16 protein-coding genes are annotated in these 17,847 nt (G+C 60.1%); 14 read left to right on the top strand and 2 right to left on the bottom strand.

Annotated features, from left to right (window positions below):
* Positions 1-12: 12 nt before the first annotated feature.
* The 11 genes from atpA to IE093_RS04165 all read left to right on the top strand — a co-directional run bounded on the left by atpA (position 13) and on the right by IE093_RS04165 (position 12,617).
* On the top strand, positions 13-1,557 hold the full coding sequence (gene atpA, locus IE093_RS04215; protein WP_189466517.1) for a F0F1 ATP synthase subunit alpha: 1,545 nt from the start codon (positions 13-15) through the stop codon (positions 1,555-1,557).
* Between the two features lie 77 nt (positions 1,558-1,634).
* Positions 1,635-2,516, top strand: a complete 882-nt coding sequence (gene atpG, locus IE093_RS04210) for a F0F1 ATP synthase subunit gamma (RefSeq protein ID WP_189466515.1) — start codon at positions 1,635-1,637, stop codon at positions 2,514-2,516.
* 102 nt (positions 2,517-2,618) lie between these two features.
* A complete protein-coding gene (atpD, locus tag IE093_RS04205) occupies positions 2,619-3,995 on the top strand; it encodes a F0F1 ATP synthase subunit beta (RefSeq protein ID WP_189466513.1) in 1,377 nt (458 codons plus the stop codon).
* Between the two features lie 27 nt (positions 3,996-4,022).
* Entirely contained in the window at positions 4,023-4,451 is a 429-nt protein-coding gene (locus tag IE093_RS04200; protein ID WP_189466512.1) for a F0F1 ATP synthase subunit epsilon, read from the top strand.
* A 124-nt stretch (positions 4,452-4,575) separates the two neighbouring features.
* Positions 4,576-5,949, top strand: coding sequence for a magnesium transporter (mgtE, locus tag IE093_RS04195; RefSeq protein ID WP_189466511.1), 1,374 nt, complete (start codon positions 4,576-4,578; stop codon positions 5,947-5,949).
* Between the two features lie 4 nt (positions 5,950-5,953).
* On the top strand, positions 5,954-6,109 hold the full coding sequence (locus IE093_RS04190; protein ID WP_189466510.1) for a hypothetical protein: 156 nt from the start codon (positions 5,954-5,956) through the stop codon (positions 6,107-6,109).
* A gap of 62 nt (positions 6,110-6,171) precedes the next feature.
* Positions 6,172-6,969, top strand: coding sequence for an undecaprenyl-diphosphate phosphatase (locus tag IE093_RS04185; RefSeq protein ID WP_189466509.1), 798 nt, complete (start codon positions 6,172-6,174; stop codon positions 6,967-6,969).
* 16 nt (positions 6,970-6,985) lie between these two features.
* Positions 6,986-8,089, top strand: coding sequence for an FAD:protein FMN transferase (locus tag IE093_RS04180; protein ID WP_189466508.1), 1,104 nt, complete (start codon positions 6,986-6,988; stop codon positions 8,087-8,089).
* Positions 8,089-9,462 (top strand): bifunctional UDP-N-acetylglucosamine diphosphorylase/glucosamine-1-phosphate N-acetyltransferase GlmU, encoded by a 1,374-nt coding sequence (glmU, locus tag IE093_RS04175; RefSeq protein ID WP_189466991.1) that lies wholly within the window; start codon positions 8,089-8,091, stop codon positions 9,460-9,462. The genes IE093_RS04180 and glmU overlap by 1 nt, the downstream gene beginning before the upstream one ends.
* A 12-nt stretch (positions 9,463-9,474) precedes the next feature.
* Positions 9,475-11,310: a glutamine--fructose-6-phosphate transaminase (isomerizing) gene (gene glmS / locus IE093_RS04170; protein WP_189466507.1), complete on the top strand. Its 1,836-nt coding sequence runs from the start codon at positions 9,475-9,477 to the stop codon at positions 11,308-11,310.
* A 269-nt stretch (positions 11,311-11,579) separates the two neighbouring features.
* Positions 11,580-12,617, top strand: a complete 1,038-nt coding sequence (locus IE093_RS04165; protein WP_189466505.1) for a fatty acid desaturase — start codon at positions 11,580-11,582, stop codon at positions 12,615-12,617.
* Between the two features lie 56 nt (positions 12,618-12,673).
* On the opposite strand, the gene IE093_RS04160 is transcribed toward IE093_RS04165, so the two are convergent.
* Positions 12,674-13,345 (bottom strand): Crp/Fnr family transcriptional regulator, encoded by a 672-nt coding sequence (locus IE093_RS04160; RefSeq protein ID WP_189466503.1) that lies wholly within the window; start codon positions 13,343-13,345, stop codon positions 12,674-12,676.
* A 128-nt stretch (positions 13,346-13,473) separates the two neighbouring features.
* Between IE093_RS04160 and IE093_RS04155 the strand changes: the two genes are divergently transcribed.
* Positions 13,474-14,331 carry a DUF72 domain-containing protein gene (locus tag IE093_RS04155; RefSeq protein WP_189466501.1) on the top strand — a complete coding sequence of 286 codons (858 nt, stop codon included), beginning with the start codon at positions 13,474-13,476 and terminating at the stop codon, positions 14,329-14,331.
* Positions 14,332-14,639: 308 nt separating this feature from the next.
* On the top strand, positions 14,640-15,980 hold the full coding sequence (locus tag IE093_RS04150; protein WP_189466499.1) for a sodium-dependent transporter: 1,341 nt from the start codon (positions 14,640-14,642) through the stop codon (positions 15,978-15,980).
* Between the two features lie 91 nt (positions 15,981-16,071).
* Here IE093_RS04150 and IE093_RS04145 read toward each other — a convergent pair whose 3' ends face one another.
* On the bottom strand, positions 16,072-16,272 hold the full coding sequence (locus tag IE093_RS04145) for a PA3496 family putative envelope integrity protein (RefSeq protein ID WP_189466498.1): 201 nt from the start codon (positions 16,270-16,272) through the stop codon (positions 16,072-16,074).
* A 258-nt stretch (positions 16,273-16,530) separates the two neighbouring features.
* Here IE093_RS04145 and hexR point away from each other — a divergent pair, with 258 nt between their 5' ends.
* Positions 16,531-17,394 (top strand): transcriptional regulator HexR, encoded by an 864-nt coding sequence (gene hexR / locus IE093_RS04140; RefSeq protein WP_189466495.1) that lies wholly within the window; start codon positions 16,531-16,533, stop codon positions 17,392-17,394.
* Positions 17,395-17,847: the final 453 nt, after the last annotated feature.

Genomic DNA, 17,847 nt, shown 5'->3' with positions numbered 1-17,847 from the left:
GAGGGACATGGCATGCAGCAACTGAATCCTTCCGAGATCAGCGACATCATCAAGCAGCGTATCGAGAAGCTTGATGTCGCATCCGAAGCCCGTAACCAGGGCACCGTCGTCACCGTATCCGACGGCATCGTCCGTATTCACGGCCTTGCCGACGCGATGTTCGGCGAGATGATCGAATTCCCCGGCGGCATCTTCGGCATGGTGCTCAACCTCGAGCGCGACGGTGTTGGTGCCGTGGTGCTGGGTGACTACCTGCAACTCGAAGAGGGCATGACCGCACAATGCACCGGTCGCATCCTCGAGGTCCCGGTGGGGCCCGAGCTGGTCGGCCGCGTGGTCGATGCACTGGGTACCCCCATCGATGGCAAGGGCGATATCAATGCCAAGTTCACCGATGCGGTGGAAAAGGTAGCCCCTGGCGTCATCACTCGCCAGTCGGTAGATGAACCGATCCAGACTGGTCTCAAGTCGATCGACTCCATGGTGCCGATCGGCCGCGGTCAGCGTGAGCTGATCATCGGTGACCGTCAGATCGGTAAGTCGGCGATCGCCGTCGATACCATCATCAACCAGAAGGGCAAGGGCGTCACTTGTATCTACGTGGCCATCGGTCAGAAGCAGTCGACCATCGCCAACGTGGTACGCAAGCTCGAAGAGCACGGCGCCATGGAACACACCATCGTGGTTGCCGCTGGTGCCTCCGACCCGGCCCCGATGCAGTTCCTGGCCCCCTACGCCGGCTGCACCATGGGCGAGTACTTCCGCGACCGCGGCCAGGATGCCTTGATCGTCTACGACGACCTGACTAAGCAGGCCTGGGCTTATCGCCAGGTGTCGCTGTTGCTGCGTCGTCCGCCGGGTCGCGAAGCCTACCCGGGTGACGTCTTCTACCTGCACTCGCGTCTGCTCGAGCGGGCCGCGCGCGTCAATGCCGACTACGTCGAGAAGTTCACCAACGGCGAGGTCAAGGGCAAGACCGGCTCGCTGACCGCGCTGCCGATCATCGAGACCCAGGGCGGCGACGTTTCAGCGTTCGTACCGACCAACGTGATTTCGATCACCGACGGCCAGATCTTCCTCGAGACCAACCTCTTCAACGCAGGTATCCGCCCGGCTATCAACGCCGGTCTGTCGGTATCCCGCGTCGGGGGCTCGGCACAGACCAAGATCATCAAGAAGCTTGGTGGTGCCGTGCGCCTGGCTCTGGCCCAGTATCGTGAGTTGGCAGCGTTCTCGCAGTTCGCCTCCGATCTCGACGAGGCGACCCGCAAGCAGCTCGAGCACGGCCAGCGCGTTACCGAGCTGATGAAGCAACATCAGTACTCGCCGATGTCCGTGGCCGAGATGGCGCTGTCCCTGTACGCCGCCGACCAGGGCTACCTCGACGATGTGGATGTCAACAAGGTACTGGACTTCGAGAGTGCCCTGCGCGGCTATATGAAGGCCGAACATGGCGAGCTGCTCGACAAGATCAACCAGACCGGCGACTACAACGACGAGATCCAGAAGGACTTGAAAGAGGGTCTCGAGAAGTTCAAGGCCACTCAGAGCTGGTAATGCCATTGGCCCGCCCCGGAAGTGCCGGGGTGGGCCTTGAAAGCTTCTGAGGGTCAGGAACGAGAGGGTAGATCGCTATGGCAGCTGCAAAAGAGATACGCACCCAGATCGGGAGCATCAAGAATACGCAGAAGATCACCAGCGCCATGGAGATGGTCGCTGCATCGAAGATGCGTAGAGCCCAGGATCGCATGAAGGCGAGTCAGCCCTATGCTCGCCAGATCCGCAACGTGGTCGGTCATATCGCCGATGCCAATCCAGAGTATCGTCACGACTACATGATCGAGCGAGAGACCAAGCGTGTCGGTTTCATCGTGGTGTCGTCCGATCGCGGACTGTGCGGTGGCTTGAACGTCAACCTGTTCAAGGCGGTGCTCAGGGATGCCAAGGCCTGGCGCGACCGTGGTGTGGAACTGCAGTTCTGCGCCTTGGGGGCCAAGGCCAGCGCTTTCTTCCGCAAGTATGGCGGAGAGTTGGTAGCCGCCAGGAGTGGCTTGGGCGAAGCACCGGAGGTGCAGGACCTGATCGGTAGCGTCAAGATCATGCTGGAAGCCTATGATGAGGGCCGCATCGATCGTCTGTACGTAGTGTACAACGAGTTCGTCAACACCATGACTCAGAAACCGGTCGTGCGCCAATTGTTGCCCTTGTCTACCGATATGGGAAATGACAAGCAAGACGAAGAACAGACCCGTCCCAGTACCTGGGACTACCTGTATGAGCCGGATGCCAAGGCGCTGCTGGATAGTTTGCTGGTGCGTTTCATCGAATCGCAGGTCTATCAGTCGGTGGTCGAGAATGCCGCTTGCGAACAAGCAGCACGCATGATCGCCATGAAGAGCGCCACCGATAACGCCGGCAATCTGATCGATGACCTGGAGCTGGTGTACAACAAGGCCCGTCAGGCGGCCATCACCCAGGAAATCTCCGAGATCGTTGGTGGTGCGGCAGCCGTATAGCGCCGCAAGGAAACGCTTGGGGCCGACACGTCTCGCGACGGAGCACCGCCCGCGTTTTCAGGCAAAGCAGGTTTCATTTGCAGGTATTTAAGAGGAACCAAGATGAGCGGACGTATCGTACAAATCATCGGCGCGGTGATTGACGTAGAGTTTCCGCGGGACGAAGTGCCCAAGGTCTACGACGCGCTGAATGTCTCGGGCTCCGAGACCGTTCTGGAAGTCCAGCAGCAATTGGGTGATGGCGTGGTGCGTACCATCGCCATGGGCTCCACCGAGGGTTTGAAGCGCGGCATGGAGATCACCGACACCGGTGCTGCGATTTCCGTGCCGGTGGGTAAGGAGACCCTTGGTCGGATTATGAACGTGCTTGGCGAGCCGATCGACGAAGCAGGACCGATCGGTGAGCAGGAGCGCATGCCGATTCACCGCAAGGCCCCTACCTATGCCGAGCAGGCAGCCACAGAGGAACTGCTCGAGACAGGCATCAAGGTGATCGATCTGATCTGCCCCTTCGCCAAGGGCGGCAAGGTTGGTCTGTTCGGCGGCGCTGGAGTCGGCAAGACCGTCAACATGATGGAGCTGATCCGCAACATCGCCACCGAGCACAGCGGCTACTCGGTGTTTGCCGGGGTTGGTGAGCGGACTCGCGAGGGCAACGACTTCTACCACGAGATGCGGGAGTCCAACGTTCTCGACAAGGTATCGCTGGTCTATGGTCAGATGAACGAGCCGCCCGGCAACCGTCTGCGTGTGGGGCTGACCGGTCTGACCATCGCCGAGAAGTTCCGCGATGAAGGCCGCGACGTGCTGCTGTTCATCGACAACATCTACCGTTACACCTTGGCGGGTACCGAGGTGTCGGCACTGTTGGGTCGTATGCCGTCGGCAGTAGGCTACCAGCCGACCCTGGCCGAGGAGATGGGCGTTCTGCAGGAGCGTATCACTTCCACCAAGACAGGCTCGATCACTTCCGTGCAGGCCGTTTACGTCCCGGCGGACGACCTCACCGACCCGTCGCCGGCCACCACCTTCTCGCACCTCGATGCCACCGTGGTACTGGCGCGCTCGATCGCCGAGTTGGGCATCTATCCGGCCATCGACCCACTGGATTCCACCTCGCGTCAGCTTGACCCGCTGGTGGTTGGCCAGGAGCACTACGATACCGCGCGCCGGGTACAGGGTGTGCTGCAACGCTACAAGGAACTTAAGGACATCATTGCCATTCTGGGCATGGACGAACTGTCCGACGAGGACAAGCTGACCGTCGCGCGTGCGCGTAAGATCCAGCGCTTCCTGTCGCAGCCGTTCTTCGTCGCCGAGGTTTTCACCGGCTCTCCCGGCAAGTACGTGTCGCTGAAGGAGACCATCGAAGGCTTCCAAGGGATCCTGGACGGCAAGTACGACGAATTGCCTGAGCAGGCCTTCTACATGGTAGGCACTATCGACGAGGCGGTCGAAAAAGCCAATTCCATGAAGTAAGGTCGTCCACCCAAAGGGGACATAGCTATGGCGAAAAGCTTCAAGTGCGAGATCGTCAGCGCCGAGGCGTCGATCTTCTCGGGCGAAGTCGAGCAGGTCATCGCAGCCGGCGTGATGGGGGATCTCGGGATCCTGCCGGGTCACGCGCCGCTGCTGACCGAGCTCCATCCGGGGCCGGTGAGGGTCATCCACGACGGTGGTCAGGAAGAGAACTACTATGTCACCGGTGGCTTCCTCGAAGTCCAGCCTGACCTGGTGTCGGTCCTGGCCGATACCGCCGTGCGGGCCGCCGACCTGGACGAGGCGGCCGCCGAAGAGGCCAGACAGCATGCGTTGAAGGAAATGAACGACGCATCCGCGGAAATCGACTACGGTCGTGCCGCTGCCGAGCTGGCCGAAGCGGTGGCCCAGTTGCGCACGATCCAGCAATTGCGCAAGAAGGCAGGCAAGGGCTGAGTCGACGTTTCGACGGCCTATCGACGCCCCTAGAACTGCTAGTTCCAGGGGCGTTTTTCGTATTGCCGAACTCAAGCAGTATTCAGACAAACCTTAGGGTCGATAGGGTGTCAGGAGGATGCCTATGGCATTGAACGAAGCTCTGAACGAACAGAAAAGCGTTCTGGTGGCAGCGCTGGAACAGGATGACACGGGCCCTCTGGAGGAACTGCTACCCGAGTTGCGTGCCGCGGACATTGCCGAAATTCTTGAGGGGATTCTCGAGGAGGATGACGATGCGTCCACCGTCTTCTCCCTTCTCAACCTGTTGTCGATCGAACGCCGTGCCAATGTGTACGGCTATCTGCCGGCAGAGGCACAGGAGGAGCTGGCCGAGGCGATGTCCGACGAGACGCTGCTCGCGTTGTTCGAGGAGATGGGCTCCGACGAGCGTGCCGACCTTTTCAACCTGCTCGACGAGGACCGCCGTGAAGGCCTGCTGCGACGCATGGCACGTCAGGAACGCGAGGACATCAAGCGCCTGGCCAGTTACGAGGAAGGCACCGCCGGGGCGGTAATGACCTCTGACTACGTAGCCATTCCTAGCGGCATGACGGTATCGCAGGCACTGATGCGGGTGCGTCAGACGGCGCCGGATGCCGAAACCGTCTATCAGATCTACGTGTTGGACGAAGAGGGGCGTCTGGCCGGCACCATGTCGTTGCGTCAGTTGATGGTGGCGCGACCCGGGGCTCGGGTCGATGACCTGATGATCAAGGACGTGATCAGCGTCCGGGTCGACGACCCCCAGGAAGAGGCTGCTCGCCTAGTGGCACGTTACGATCTGCTGGCGGTACCGGTAATCGATGCCGAGGAGCGCCTGGTGGGGATCGTCACCTACGACGATGCCATGGACGTGGCAGAGTCCGAGGCCACCGAAGATATCCACAAGGGGATGTCGATCGGCCAACTGGAAGATGGCGTCAGCCGGGTGCCGCTGTGGAGCTTGTACCGCAAGCGGGTGATCTGGCTGGTGTTGCTGGTGTTTGCCAATCTGTTCTCCGGTGCCGGTATCGCCTATTTCGAAGACATCATCACCGCCCAGGTGGCGCTGGTGTTCTTCCTGCCGTTGCTGATTGGCAGCGGCGGTAACGCTGGAGCCCAGGCGGCGACCCTGATGGTCCGAGGTATGGCCATCGGCGATGTCGGTCTCAAGGATTGGGGCAAGCTGCTTGGCCGAGAGCTGCTGGTGGCCGGTTCGCTGGGTGTGACCATGGCGGTCGCCGTGGCTCCTATCGGTATACTGCGTGGCGGTGAAGCGGTGGCCATGGTCGTGGCCATGAGCATGGTGACCATCGTCCTGTTCGGTAGCCTGCTCGGCATGTGCCTTCCCTTCCTGCTCAATCGGGTAGGCTGGGACCCGGCCACTGCCTCGGCACCGTTGGTCACCACCCTGATCGACGCTTCCGGGGTATTGATCTACTTCAGTATTGCCACGGCGATCCTGAGTGGGCTTTGACGCCATGCGCACCCATCTCGTCAGCCTCTCGATGGCGTTGCTGGGAAGCACGGTCTGCGAAGCGATCAGCTTCCGTGGTTCGGCGATGGACCGGGCGGACAGCATCGGTAAAGATGTGTATGCTCTCAGCGGCCGGCCCGGTGAAGCCACGCGGGTGTAGTACCGGCGAACATCCTTGCTGCTTGTCGGTAGCGTAAACGTTCAGGTCAAGGGAAACCCCCAATGGAGTGGCTGCAAGTCTTCGTACTTTCCATCGTGCAGGGACTGACCGAGTTCCTGCCGATTTCCAGTTCCGCGCATCTGATCCTGGTTCCCGAGCTCACCATCTGGCCGGACCAAGGTCTGGCCTTCGATGTGGCTTTGCATGTGGGCAGCCTGGCGGCGGTGGTACTCTATTTTCGCCGCGAACTGCTTGGCATGACACGTAGCTGGCTGGCGTCGGTGAGTGGGCGAGGCACTGACTCGGATGGCCGCCTGGCCTGGTGGGTGCTGCTGGCGACCATTCCCGTAGGGTTGGCGGGGCTGGCATTTCACGACACCATCGAGGTTGCCATGCGTTCGCCGCTGTTGCTGGCGAGTGGGTTGATTGGTTTCGGCCTCTTGTTGGGTTATGCCGACTGGCATGGCCGCGGCAATCGTAACGAATACCAGCTCACCTTGAAGGATGCCCTGTTGGTCGGCATCGCTCAGGCACTGGCATTGATTCCCGGTACCTCGCGATCGGGCATTACCATCACGGTGGCACTTTTGCTGGGCATGAGCCGTGAAGGAGCGGCGCGCTTCTCCTTTCTGATGTCGATTCCGGTAATCGTGCTCGCTGGTGGGCTCGAGGTATGCAACCTGTTGCTCGAACCGCAAGCCGTCGATTGGGGGGCCTTGGTTGCGGGGACCTTGCTTTCAGGCATCAGCGCCTACCTGTGCATTCACTACTTCCTGGTGTTCATCAAGCGCATCGGCATGCAGCCCTTCGTGATCTATCGCGTAGTGTTTGGACTGTGGTTATTGTGGTTCTTCTGGTAGGAGCGAGAAACGAAGCATGCAAGCGAAAGCATCCGTGATCACGGTAGTGTTCGGTGTGCTGACCGCGCTGATGGTCGGCTGTTCCGATGCCGACCCCAAACTCGATTCGCCGGTGCGTATGGAAGGCGAGATCTTCGGCACCTTCTATGAAGTCACTATCGCCGATCCTTTGACTCGCAGTCGTGCCGAAGCGCTCGAGGCCGGCCTCCTGGAAGAGCTCGAGGCGGTGGATGCGGCCATGTCCACCTACCGCGATGATTCCGAGTTGATGGCTTTCAACGAGGCACCGGTCGGCGAGTGGCAGACGCTGTCCGAGGAACTGATAGAAGTCTTGGCGGTCAGTGAAGCGGTGGCCGAGGCGAGTGGTGGCGCCTTCGATGTCACCATCGGCGAGCTGGTCAATCTATGGAGTTTTGGTCCGGAGGCACGGCCACGCGAGGTACCCGACAAGGGTGAACTGCAGGCTCGCTTGGCCAAGATCGGTCCCGACAAGCTGGAAGTCGATGTCGAGAATCTCCGGGCGCAGCGCTTGAGCGATGTGTTCGTGGATCTGTCGGGGGTCGCCAAGGGGCATGCTACCGACAGGGTGGCGTCGTATCTCGATTCTCAAGATATCGATCACTATCTGGTCAACATAGGTGGCGAGCTGCTCGTCAAGGGCTATCGTGATGAGAGCGAGACCCCATGGCGGATAGGAGTGGAGGTACCCGATGGCAGCCGGCGGGTAGCCCAGCATGTGCTGCCGTTGCATGATATGTCGGTGGCGACTTCGGGAGGCTACCGCAACTATTTCGAGGAGGACGGACGGCGTTACTCGCATACCATCGACCCGCGCGACGGCTATCCGATACGCCATAACCTGGCCTCGGTATCGGTCTTGCACCGGTCCAACGCCTGGGCAGATGCCTGGGCGACAGCGTTACTGGTACTGGGCCCCGATGAAGCGATGGCGCTGGCCAGTGAACACGAACTCAAGGTGCTGACCTTGGAGCGAGATGGCGATGGTTGGGCTAGCCAGGCCAGTCCGGCTTTCGTTGATTACTTCGGTAAGGAAACGGTGGTCGAGATGAAAGTTGCGTTGCCCGACGACATGAACAGCGACGAATACAAGGAGTCATGATGACGCTCGACGTGGTGATTCTTGCTGCGGGACAAGGCAAGCGAATGCGTTCGAACACACCCAAGGTGTTGCATCGGTTGGCCGGCAAGCCGATGGTGCGTCATGTGATCGATACGGCATCGCAGTTGGGGGCCGACCATCTGCATGTGGTGATCGGACACGGCGGCGATCAGGTGCGTGTCGCATTGAGCGATTGCCCGGTGCATTTTGCCGTGCAGGAAGAGCAGAAGGGGACTGGCCATGCCGTGGCGCAGACGCTGGATAACCTGGGACATGACAAGGTGTTGGTGCTCTACGGTGATGTTCCCCTGATCCGCCGCGACACCTTGCAGGCCCTGCTCTCGCGGGTGAACGAGCGGTGCATGGGACTGCTCACCGTGACGCTTGACGATCCTACCGGCTATGGGCGCATCCTCAGAAACAGCGACGGTCAGGCGGTAGCCATCGTCGAACACAAGGATGCCAGCGAAAGCGAGCAAGCCATCCGCGAGTGCAACACTGGGATCATGGCCATGACCGCGGCCCAGCTCAAGCGCTGGCTGCCGCAGCTTTCGGCTGACAATGCCCAAGGCGAATACTACCTGACTGACGTTATTGCCATCGCCGCAGCCGAGGGAGTGAGCATCGCCACCGCACAACCGTCGAGCCCGTTGGAGGTGGAAGGGGTCAACGATCGGGCCCAGATGGCAAATCTCGAGCGCGCGCATCAGCAGCGCATCGCCAAACGTTTGATGGACGAGGGCGTGGCTCTGGTCGACCCCGCGCGCCTCGATGTACGCGGCACCCTGACCTGTGGTCATGATGTCGAGATCGATGTTGGCTGTATCTTCGAGGGCGAGGTCGAGTTGGGCGAAGGCGTGCGGATCGGCCCCTATTGTGTGATTCGCGACAGCCATATCGGCGCGGAAAGCGTGGTCGAGGCGCACAGTGTGATCGAAGGGACGGTGGCGGCCGGATTGAACCGCATCGGCCCGTTTGCCCGCCTGCGGCCCGGTTCGCGACTCGCGGTGCGCGCCAAGGTCGGCAACTTCGTCGAGACCAAGAACGCCGAAGTCGGCGAAGGCAGCAAGATCAATCACTTGAGCTATGTCGGCGATGCCTGGCTGGGCCGCGATGTCAATGTCGGTGCTGGCACTATCACCTGCAACTACGATGGCGCCAACAAGCATCACACCGAGATCGGTGACGAAGCCTTCATCGGCTCGAACACCGCACTGGTGGCACCGGTGACGGTAGGACGAGGTGCCACTGTGGGGGCCGGTTCGACGATCAGCAAGGATGTTGCCGACGGCGCCCTGGCGGTTGCCCGGGGGCGCCAAATCAGCAAGGCCGACTGGCCGCGGCCGCGCAAGTCCGCGGACAAGGAACAATAAGGAGCGAACGTCATGTGTGGAATCGTGGGAGCGGTGGCCGAGCGTAATGTGCAGGGCATCCTGCTCGAGGGCCTCAAGCGTCTGGAGTATCGCGGTTACGACTCGGCGGGCATGGCGATCCTCTCCGAGGATGTACGTCTCAACCGGCAGCGTGCGGTGGGCAAGGTCAGCGCTCTGGAAGATCGTCTGGCGGAGTTGCCGCTGAGCGGTAACGTGGGTATCGCGCATACTCGATGGGCGACTCATGGACGTCCCACCGAAGGCAATGCCCACCCGCACCAGTCCGGCGACAGTCTGGCCGTGGTGCACAACGGTATCATCGAGAACTTCGAGGCACTGAAGACCGAGCTGGAAGGCCAGGGGTATGTCTTCACTTCCGAGACCGATACCGAGGTCATCGCGCACCTGCTGGCCCGTGAATTCACGCGCAGCCAGGATCTGCTGGTGGCGGTTCAACATGCCCTGGCGGGGTTGGATGGTGCCTATGCGCTGGGCGTGATGCACAAGGGCGAGCCCGGTGTGGTGGTCGGCGCGCGCAAGGGCAGCCCATTGGTGGTCGGGGTTGGCATCGAGGAAGCCTTCCTTGCTTCCGATCCGCTGGCGCTGCTGCAGGTCACCGACCGCTTCATCTATCTCCAGGAGGGCGACGTGGTGCGGCTCTCCCCAGGTGGTCGGATAGAGATCTTCGATGCCGCCGGGCAGGCCGTGACGCGTCCGGTGCAGGTTTTCGAGCATGGCGATGGTTCGGCCAGCAAAGGCGAATACCGCCACTTCATGCTCAAGGAGATTCATGAACAACCGCAGGTAATCGCCGCGACCCTGGAAGGACGTCTTAGCGAGCACGGTGTGCTGGTCAAGAGTTTCGGCACTGACGCCGAAGCATTGTTCTCGCGGGCCAAGCAGATTCATATCGTTGCCTGCGGCACCAGCTATCACGCCGGTATGGTGGCGCGTTACTGGCTGGAGCGTTATGCCGGCATTCCCACCCAGGTGGAAGTGGCCTCTGAGTATCGCTACCGAAGCGTGGTCGTGCCCGAGGACACTCTATTCGTCACCCTCTCGCAATCCGGTGAGACCGCCGATACCTTGGCAGCCCTGCGTTTCGCCCGGCAGCGCGACTACGTGGGTAGCCTGGCGATCTGCAACGTGCCGGGCAGCTCGCTGGTGCGCGAATCCGACCTCACCTTGATGACACTGGCGGGACCGGAAATCGGTGTGGCTTCAACCAAGGCCTTCACTACCCAGCTTACTGCCTTGATGCTGCTCACCTTGGCGCTGGGCCGTGTACGTGGTGGCGACGCGCAACGCCAGGCCGAAATTGTCACCGCACTTCGCGGGCTGCCGGCGTTGGCTAGTCAGGTGTTGGCGCTGGATGGCGAGATCGAGGCGTTGTCGGCGGATTTCGCCGAGAAACAGCACGCTCTGTTCCTCGGTCGGGGAGCGCATTTTCCCATCGCTCTAGAGGGTGCCTTGAAGCTCAAGGAGATCTCCTATATCCATGCCGAGGCCTATCCTGCCGGTGAGCTCAAGCATGGCCCTCTGGCATTGGTCGATAGTGAAATGCCGGTGATCTCGGTCGCGCCCAACGACAAGCTGCTCGACAAGCTCAAGTCAAATCTGCAAGAAGTGCGTGCCCGTGGCGGGGAGTTGTTCGTCTTCGCCGACGAGGAGGTAGCGATCGAGCAGACTGAAGGGATGCGTGTCCTGCGTTTACCGCATGTCGATGAGGCGCTGGCGCCGATCCTTTACACCTTACCGCTACAGTTGCTGTCCTACCACGTGGCGGTGCTCAAGGGCACCGACGTCGATCAGCCGCGCAATCTGGCCAAGTCGGTGACGGTGGAGTAGGAGGGAAAGCATCCACTGAATCGAGGTAACGCCAGATGCCTCCACCGGGGCCTCGGAGCGCATTATCACACGGGGCGTCCTGAAGTCTCCGAGGCTTTCGACAAAAGTGTGCAATTTTGCTCAGACAACGTGCTCGCCGCGGGTCAGCATGCAAGTTCAGGGTACCTTGAATCGTTGTCGAAGTGCCCTGCCCCAATACTCCCGGCACGCGCCCAGCTGGGGCCTGTGGAACAAAGCGTTGCGTGTCGGACCCGGTCAGGAGCCTGCACATGGAGCCCCAAGCGCCGAATATCGACATCACAGCCGAGCCGCGGACATTGATGCGCGCACTCGGCGGTTACCGCGCGCCGCGCCTCGCGCGCAGCGTCCTGGAAATCATGGTCACGGTGATTCCCTTCATCTTCCTCTGGATACTGCTATGGGCCACCCTGAGCGCCGGCTACTGGCTTGGCCTGTTGCTTGCCGTACCCGCCGCAGGATTTCTCGTGCGCTTGTTCATGATCCAGCACGACTGCAGCCATGGGTCATTTTTCCGATCCAAAGGCGTCAATGACTGGGTCGGACGGGTTATCGGCGTGCTGACCCTGACCCCCTACGATTTCTGGCGCCACACCCATGCCCTCCATCATGCGAGCTCCGGCAATCTGGATCGCCCGCGTGTCGGCGGCATCGACACCCTGACCGTGCGCGAGTATCGGGCCCTACCCCGCGCGCAACGGCTCCGCTATCGCTTGTACCGGCACCCGCTGGTCCTGTTTGGTCTCGGCCCGGCGTACCTTTTCCTACTGGACTATCGCCTGCCATTTGGCTTCATGCGCGCGGGATGGATGCCCTGGCTGAGCACCATGGCCACCAATGCGGCGATCGTGGTTGTCGTCACCGCGATGATGTGGCTGGTCGGTGTGGGCACCTTTCTGCTCGTGCAACTGCCGATTACGCTTCTCGCCGCGTCGATCGGTGTCTGGCTCTTCTATGTCCAGCACCAGTTCGAGGGTACCTTCTGGGAGCACGACAGCGACTGGACTTTCCACGAGGCGGCGCTGCACGGTAGTTCGCACTATGATTTGCCGGGCGTGTTGCGCTGGTTCACCGCCAATATCGGGGTGCACCATGTCCATCACCTCTGCAGCCGTATCCCGTCATACCGGTTGCCCGAGGTGCTGCGAGACCATCCTGAACTCCGGGGTGTCGGCCGCCTCACGCTATGGCAAAGCCTCGAGTCGGCGCGGCTCATGCTTTGGGACGAGGACAAGCGACGCCTGGTCTCCTGGGGAGAGGTGCGTACAGTTGCCGCCGACCGGGAATGACAACGCTGTCGCATGCATCACCCGAGCCACAGCCCCTAGCGTTGAGATACGCAGGGTCAGGGCTCGATGTGCGGCTGATCGTGCAGGACGGCATTCAGCAATGAACTGTGGACTTCGATCCCACCATTGTAGGAAATGAAACCAAGTTTACGAAATTTGTTCATGAAGAAGCTGACGCGTGCCCGTGTTGTCCCGATCATCTGGGCCAGCGTCTCCTGACTGATATTTGCGATCATCAGCTCCGGTTTGCCTTCCTGACCGAAATTCGCCAAGAGCAGCAGCGTTCGGGCAAGACGCTTTTCGCTGGAGTTGAAGAGCTGATCGACAAGGTCCGCCTCTACGCGGATGGCACGGCTCAGCAGATGGGCAATAAACAGTTCGGAAAACGCGGGGTCCTCATGGATCAGGCGGAGAATTGCCGCTTTTTCCAGCCGCACAATGACCGCATCCGTGATGGCCGAGACCGTCGAAATACGCTGCGACTGGCCGGCGAGACATCCTTCACCAAAGAAGTCATGCTCTCCGAGCATTGCCACAACGGCTTCCTTGCCCTGCTCGGACACGACGCTTACCTTGACCTTGCCCCGTTGGATGAAAAAGACGGAATCAGCGGGTTCGCCCTGTGAAAAAATGATCTGCTCTTTGTGGTACTCACCAATGCTGTGGCCATCTCCGATCCTTGCGAGAAGCACTTTTGGATCGAATGTCAGCTGGTGTTTGGTGGCCATGAAACGACCTCCTTTCAGCAAGTCTTTAGATACACTACTAGCATACAGCCAAGCTAGAGTCGTGAGGTTGGGCCTAAAGAACCGTAGCAACGGGAGTCTGCTGGCTTCCACGACGCAAGGAAAAGCCGATGGCCGCACTGCACCTGGGCCTGGCCATGTGGGCCAATGCCGACTGGCGCGGTAGCCTCTACCCACCCCATGGTGGCCAGGAGAGCCGGCTCGCCGACTATGCGCGGGTGTTCGACGCCGTCGAGGGCAACACCACCTTCTACAGCGGGGCGCCCAAGGCCGAAACAGTCGCCTCTTGGGCCCGCCAGGCGCCAGCGGGTTTCCGGTTCTGTTTCAAGCTGCCCGCTACGCTGACTCATGAGCGACGTCTGTCGGATATCGACGCCGAGCTGGATATCTTTCTTTCTCGCCTGACGCCGTTGCATGACCGTCTTGGTCCCATCATGGTGCAACTGCCACGCGATTTCGGTGCGCGTGAATTGCCGCAGCTCGATCGGCTGCTGACACGTTGGCCTACCGAAATCCCCTGCGCCGTGGAGGTACGTCATAGTGATTTTTTCCACAAGGGGGCGGCGGAAGTTGCACTCAACCGGTTGTTGATAACTCATGGTGTGGATCGCGTGATGCTCGATGTGCGTCCATTGTTCTCCACACCCGCCGATGGGGATCCCAGGCTGGCCAAAGCCCAGAATGAAAAGCCGAAATGCCCATTACACGTGATTTCCACGGGCAATTACCCGCTGGTGCGCTTTATCGGCCACTTGGACGAAAGGATCAACGATGCGTATTTTGCTCCCTGGTGCCAACGTCTCGCCCTGTGGATAAATCAGGGGAAAACCCCTTTCCTGTTTGTGCACACCCCGGACAATCGCCAGGCTCCTCAGCTCGCACGCCGACTCTATGAACGACTCGCCCGCCAATGTCGCTTGCCGTCTCTCGCCCCTTTCTCGGGTGATGCCCAGTCCTTGCTGTTCTGATATCGGGAGTTCCCCCTGGCCATCAAGCGTATGATCGGATAGTTTTACCGCTCAGATACTGGCCATCCATCGATCTTGCTGGAAATGTACGTCATCCATGTACCTTTCCGTTGTGCCGGTATCCTGCTTCACCGACAGGGCATCGACCAAATGCCCAACGGTGAAGTCGCTGGCAGTGATCCTGCCTGGGATCCTGTCATGCCTTGATGGCGTCCTGCGATCCGGGGCTCCAAGGGCGTGGCAACAACAAGCACAAGCCGTCATCGCATCCGACCGATCGGTGACGACACGCAATCTCAAGGTGAAACATGTCGAAACTCTCCCATGCGCAATGGTCATCCCGACTGACCTTCATCCTCGCCGCTACCGGTTCCGCGGTCGGCCTGGGGAATATCTGGAAATTTCCTTATATGGTTGGCGATAGTGGCGGTGCCGCTTTCGTGCTCGTTTATTTGATCTGTATCGCGTTGATTGGTCTGCCGATTCTGATTGCCGAGTGGCTGTTGGGCCGGCGTGGTCAGAAGAACCCCATCAATACCATGGCCGACTTGGCCAAGCAGTCGGGACGTAACCGTGCCTGGGTGCTGGTAGGCGTCAGCGGGGTCCTGGGGGCTTTCCTGATCCTGTCGTTCTACAGCGTGATCGGTGGCTGGTCGCTATCGTATACGCTGAGTTCGGTCACCGGGGCCTTCAGTGGCCAGGATGCCGACGGCATCGGGGAGCTGTTCAGCGGCATGCTGGCAAGCCCGGGGCAACTGCTGTTGTGGCACTCGGTATTCATGGGGCTGGTGATCTTCATCGTTGCCCGAGGGGTGACCAAGGGCCTGGAGGGAGCGGTGCGCACCCTGATGCCCGCGCTGGGGGTCCTGCTGCTGGTGCTGGTGGGTTACGGTATCGCCTCCGGCCATTTCGGCGAGACGCTGACCTTCATGTTCAACCCTGACTTGGGTGCCTTGAGCGGCGGTGTGGTGCTGGCGGCCATGGGGCAGGCCTTCTTCACCCTGTCGTTGGGTATGGGCATCATGATGGCCTACGGTTCCTATCTGGGGCAGGACGTGAATCTGCTTGCCACCGCGCGTACCGTCATCATCCTCGATACCCTGGTGGCGTTGGTCTCCGGTCTAGCGATCTTCCCCATTGTCTTCGCCAATGGCCTGGACGCTGGCGAAGGGCCCGGTCTGATTTTCGTCACGCTGCCGCTAGCCTTCGGTAACATGACAGGCGGGACGATCCTTGGCCTGATGTTCTTCCTGCTGCTGACATTCGCTGCGCTGACATCGGCGATTTCGTTGCTCGAGCCGGTGGTGGAGTTTGTGGAGGAACGCACCCCACTGTCGCGAGGGGGCTCCACAATGGTGGCCGGGATCGCCACTTGGGCGCTGGGCATTGCCGCTCTGCTATCGTTCAACGTCTGGAGCGAGGTGTCGATCGTTGGGCTGAATATCTTCGATTTCCTGGATACCCTGACCAGTAAGTTCCTGTTACCCCTGACGGGTCTCTCGGCCGTCGTCTTCGTCGCCTGGTGCCTGGACCGCCAGAGTGTCCGCCAGGAGCTGGCACTGGGTAGCACCGGCGAGATGTTATGGCACATCATTGCGCGCTATATTGCGCCGATTGGCGTGATCATCGTGTTTATCGGCAGTCTTTAGAAAGCGTCGAACGACCTTCCGAGCCCCGGCAATCCCGGGGCTCGTAAATAGGGCGCTCGATGCTTGCCCGGTGTGGGCGCCTACTCGAGCGCTATTGCATCAGCTCATCGTCGAGCTCGGCGATATCACGCTCCAGGCGCTTGAATTCGTTGTGCAATTCTATGCCACGCCGAGCTCTCAGGTAGCGCACGGCCGCGGACTTCTGGCGCTGCTTGTGCTCCAGTTCTTCCATGCTCATGAAAATGTCGAGAAGTTCGTTCTTGACCGAGGATACCTGTTCGACATTGCGCATGATCGACTCTCCTGTCATACGGTGAGTGCAGGTTCTTTTGCAGTTATCACGACACGTCACTATTTCACTATAACCCACTTGACAGAATGATGACGGCCAAGGCTTCAACTCTGGGTTCATCGATAATGTGACAATCGGCCCGCCAAGTGGGGCATACTGTTACCAATACGGTCTCGGAGCCGGCCGCCGTTCCGGTCATCGACGAAGCGTAAGTTATGCCATCATATAAGCAAGATACATGCCGTTAAGGAGCGAATAGTGAGTCGTGCCTTATTCGATGAGTTGAGAGGCCGCATGGAGCACTTCCGTCGCTCCGAGCAGAAGGTGGCGCGTTTCGTGCTGCGCAATCCCGATGAAGTCATTCATATGCGCATCGTCGACCTGGCGACCGAAGCCAAGGTCAGCGAGCCTACCGTGGTACGCTTCTGCCGGGCGCTGGGCTGCAACGGTTTCCAGGACTTCAAGCTCAAGCTTGCCCAGATGCTGGCTACGGGCAGCCAGTTCGCTCAATTCTCGATGAATGATAGCGACAGCGTTGCCGAATTCTCGCAAAGCATCTTCGATTCGACGGTGGGAACCCTGCTGTCGATACGCGATCGACTCGACAACGACGCCTTGAGCAAGGCCATCAACGCGTTGGCGATGGCCAATCGGGTCGAATTCTACGGCTTTGGCGCTTCGGGGGCGGTGGCCTTCGATGCCCAGCACAAGTTCTTTCGGCTGCAGATATCCACCTCGGCTTACGCCGACCCGCACATGCAGAACATGTCGGCGGTAACCCTGAAAAAGGGGGACGTGGTGGTAGCGATCTCCCAGACCGGTCGCACTCGGGCGTTAGTGGCTAGCGTGCGTCTGGCCCGCGAGGCCGGCGCCACGGTGATCGGCCTGTGTCCCAGCGGTTCGCCGCTGGCTGAGGAAGTGACCATGCCGCTGTATATCGATGTCCATGAGGATACCGAGATCTATACCCCGATGAGTTCGCGCATCGCCCACCTGGTACTGGTCGACGTGCTGGCGGTGGGAGTGGCCAAGACCCGCGGTCCCAAGCTAGCCGAACAGTTGAAGGCGGTGAAGAAGAGCCTGACGCCGCTGCGCTTTCCCGAGGCGGAAGACGAGCCTTGAAGCATTAAGCTGGAAGAGCGGCGCGTCGCGCCTGGAAGCTGTCGATAAGCTTGAAGCTGGAAGAGCGCCGCTTCGCGGCTGGAAGCTGGATGAAAACCCCTTGATGCTGGTATTGGTGGGAACATGCTAGCTTCTAGCTTCTAGCTTCTAGCTTCTAGCTTCTAGCTTCTAGCTTCTAGCTTCTAGCTTCTAGCTTCTAGCTTCTAGCTTCTAGCTTCTAGCTTCTAGCTTCTAGCTTCTAGCTTCCAGCTTCCAGCTTCCAGCTTCCAGCTTCCAGCTTCCAGCTTCCAGCTTCCAGCTTCCAGCTTCCAGCTTCCAGCTTCCAGCGTATGCGTCCGGTAAACACACCTTCCGCTGAGCCCCGACTTCGATGACGGTAGGTGTCCACCTATTCCTTAGTGGACACCTACCATGAGTGAGTTAAGCGTATGGGAGGCGCCTCGAAAGCGTCGC

The organism is Litchfieldella qijiaojingensis, from assembly GCF_014651875.1.
GTDB classification, from domain to species: domain Bacteria; phylum Pseudomonadota; class Gammaproteobacteria; order Pseudomonadales; family Halomonadaceae; genus Litchfieldella; species Litchfieldella qijiaojingensis.
This window is presented reverse-complemented; position numbering and strand designations above follow the sequence as displayed.

What these genes read in the sequence shown, in the direction of transcription:
- atpA (WP_189466517.1), top strand. Translation starts at nt 13, where the DNA reads ATGCAGCAACTGAATCCTTCCGAGATCAGCGACATCATCAAGCAGCGT.
- atpG (WP_189466515.1), top strand. Translation starts at nt 1,635, where the DNA reads ATGGCAGCTGCAAAAGAGATACGCACCCAGATCGGGAGCATCAAGAAT.
- atpD (WP_189466513.1), top strand. Translation starts at nt 2,619, where the DNA reads ATGAGCGGACGTATCGTACAAATCATCGGCGCGGTGATTGACGTAGAG.
- IE093_RS04200 (WP_189466512.1), top strand. Translation starts at nt 4,023, where the DNA reads ATGGCGAAAAGCTTCAAGTGCGAGATCGTCAGCGCCGAGGCGTCGATC.
- mgtE (WP_189466511.1), top strand. Translation starts at nt 4,576, where the DNA reads ATGGCATTGAACGAAGCTCTGAACGAACAGAAAAGCGTTCTGGTGGCA.
- IE093_RS04190 (WP_189466510.1), top strand. Translation starts at nt 5,954, where the DNA reads ATGCGCACCCATCTCGTCAGCCTCTCGATGGCGTTGCTGGGAAGCACG.
- IE093_RS04185 (WP_189466509.1), top strand. Translation starts at nt 6,172, where the DNA reads ATGGAGTGGCTGCAAGTCTTCGTACTTTCCATCGTGCAGGGACTGACC.
- IE093_RS04180 (WP_189466508.1), top strand. Translation starts at nt 6,986, where the DNA reads ATGCAAGCGAAAGCATCCGTGATCACGGTAGTGTTCGGTGTGCTGACC.
- glmU (WP_189466991.1), top strand. Translation starts at nt 8,089, where the DNA reads ATGACGCTCGACGTGGTGATTCTTGCTGCGGGACAAGGCAAGCGAATG.
- glmS (WP_189466507.1), top strand. Translation starts at nt 9,475, where the DNA reads ATGTGTGGAATCGTGGGAGCGGTGGCCGAGCGTAATGTGCAGGGCATC.
- IE093_RS04165 (WP_189466505.1), top strand. Translation starts at nt 11,580, where the DNA reads ATGGAGCCCCAAGCGCCGAATATCGACATCACAGCCGAGCCGCGGACA.
- IE093_RS04160 (WP_189466503.1), bottom strand. Translation starts at nt 13,345, where the DNA reads ATGGCCACCAAACACCAGCTGACATTCGATCCAAAAGTGCTTCTCGCA.
- IE093_RS04155 (WP_189466501.1), top strand. Translation starts at nt 13,474, where the DNA reads ATGGCCGCACTGCACCTGGGCCTGGCCATGTGGGCCAATGCCGACTGG.
- IE093_RS04150 (WP_189466499.1), top strand. Translation starts at nt 14,640, where the DNA reads ATGTCGAAACTCTCCCATGCGCAATGGTCATCCCGACTGACCTTCATC.
- IE093_RS04145 (WP_189466498.1), bottom strand. Translation starts at nt 16,272, where the DNA reads ATGCGCAATGTCGAACAGGTATCCTCGGTCAAGAACGAACTTCTCGAC.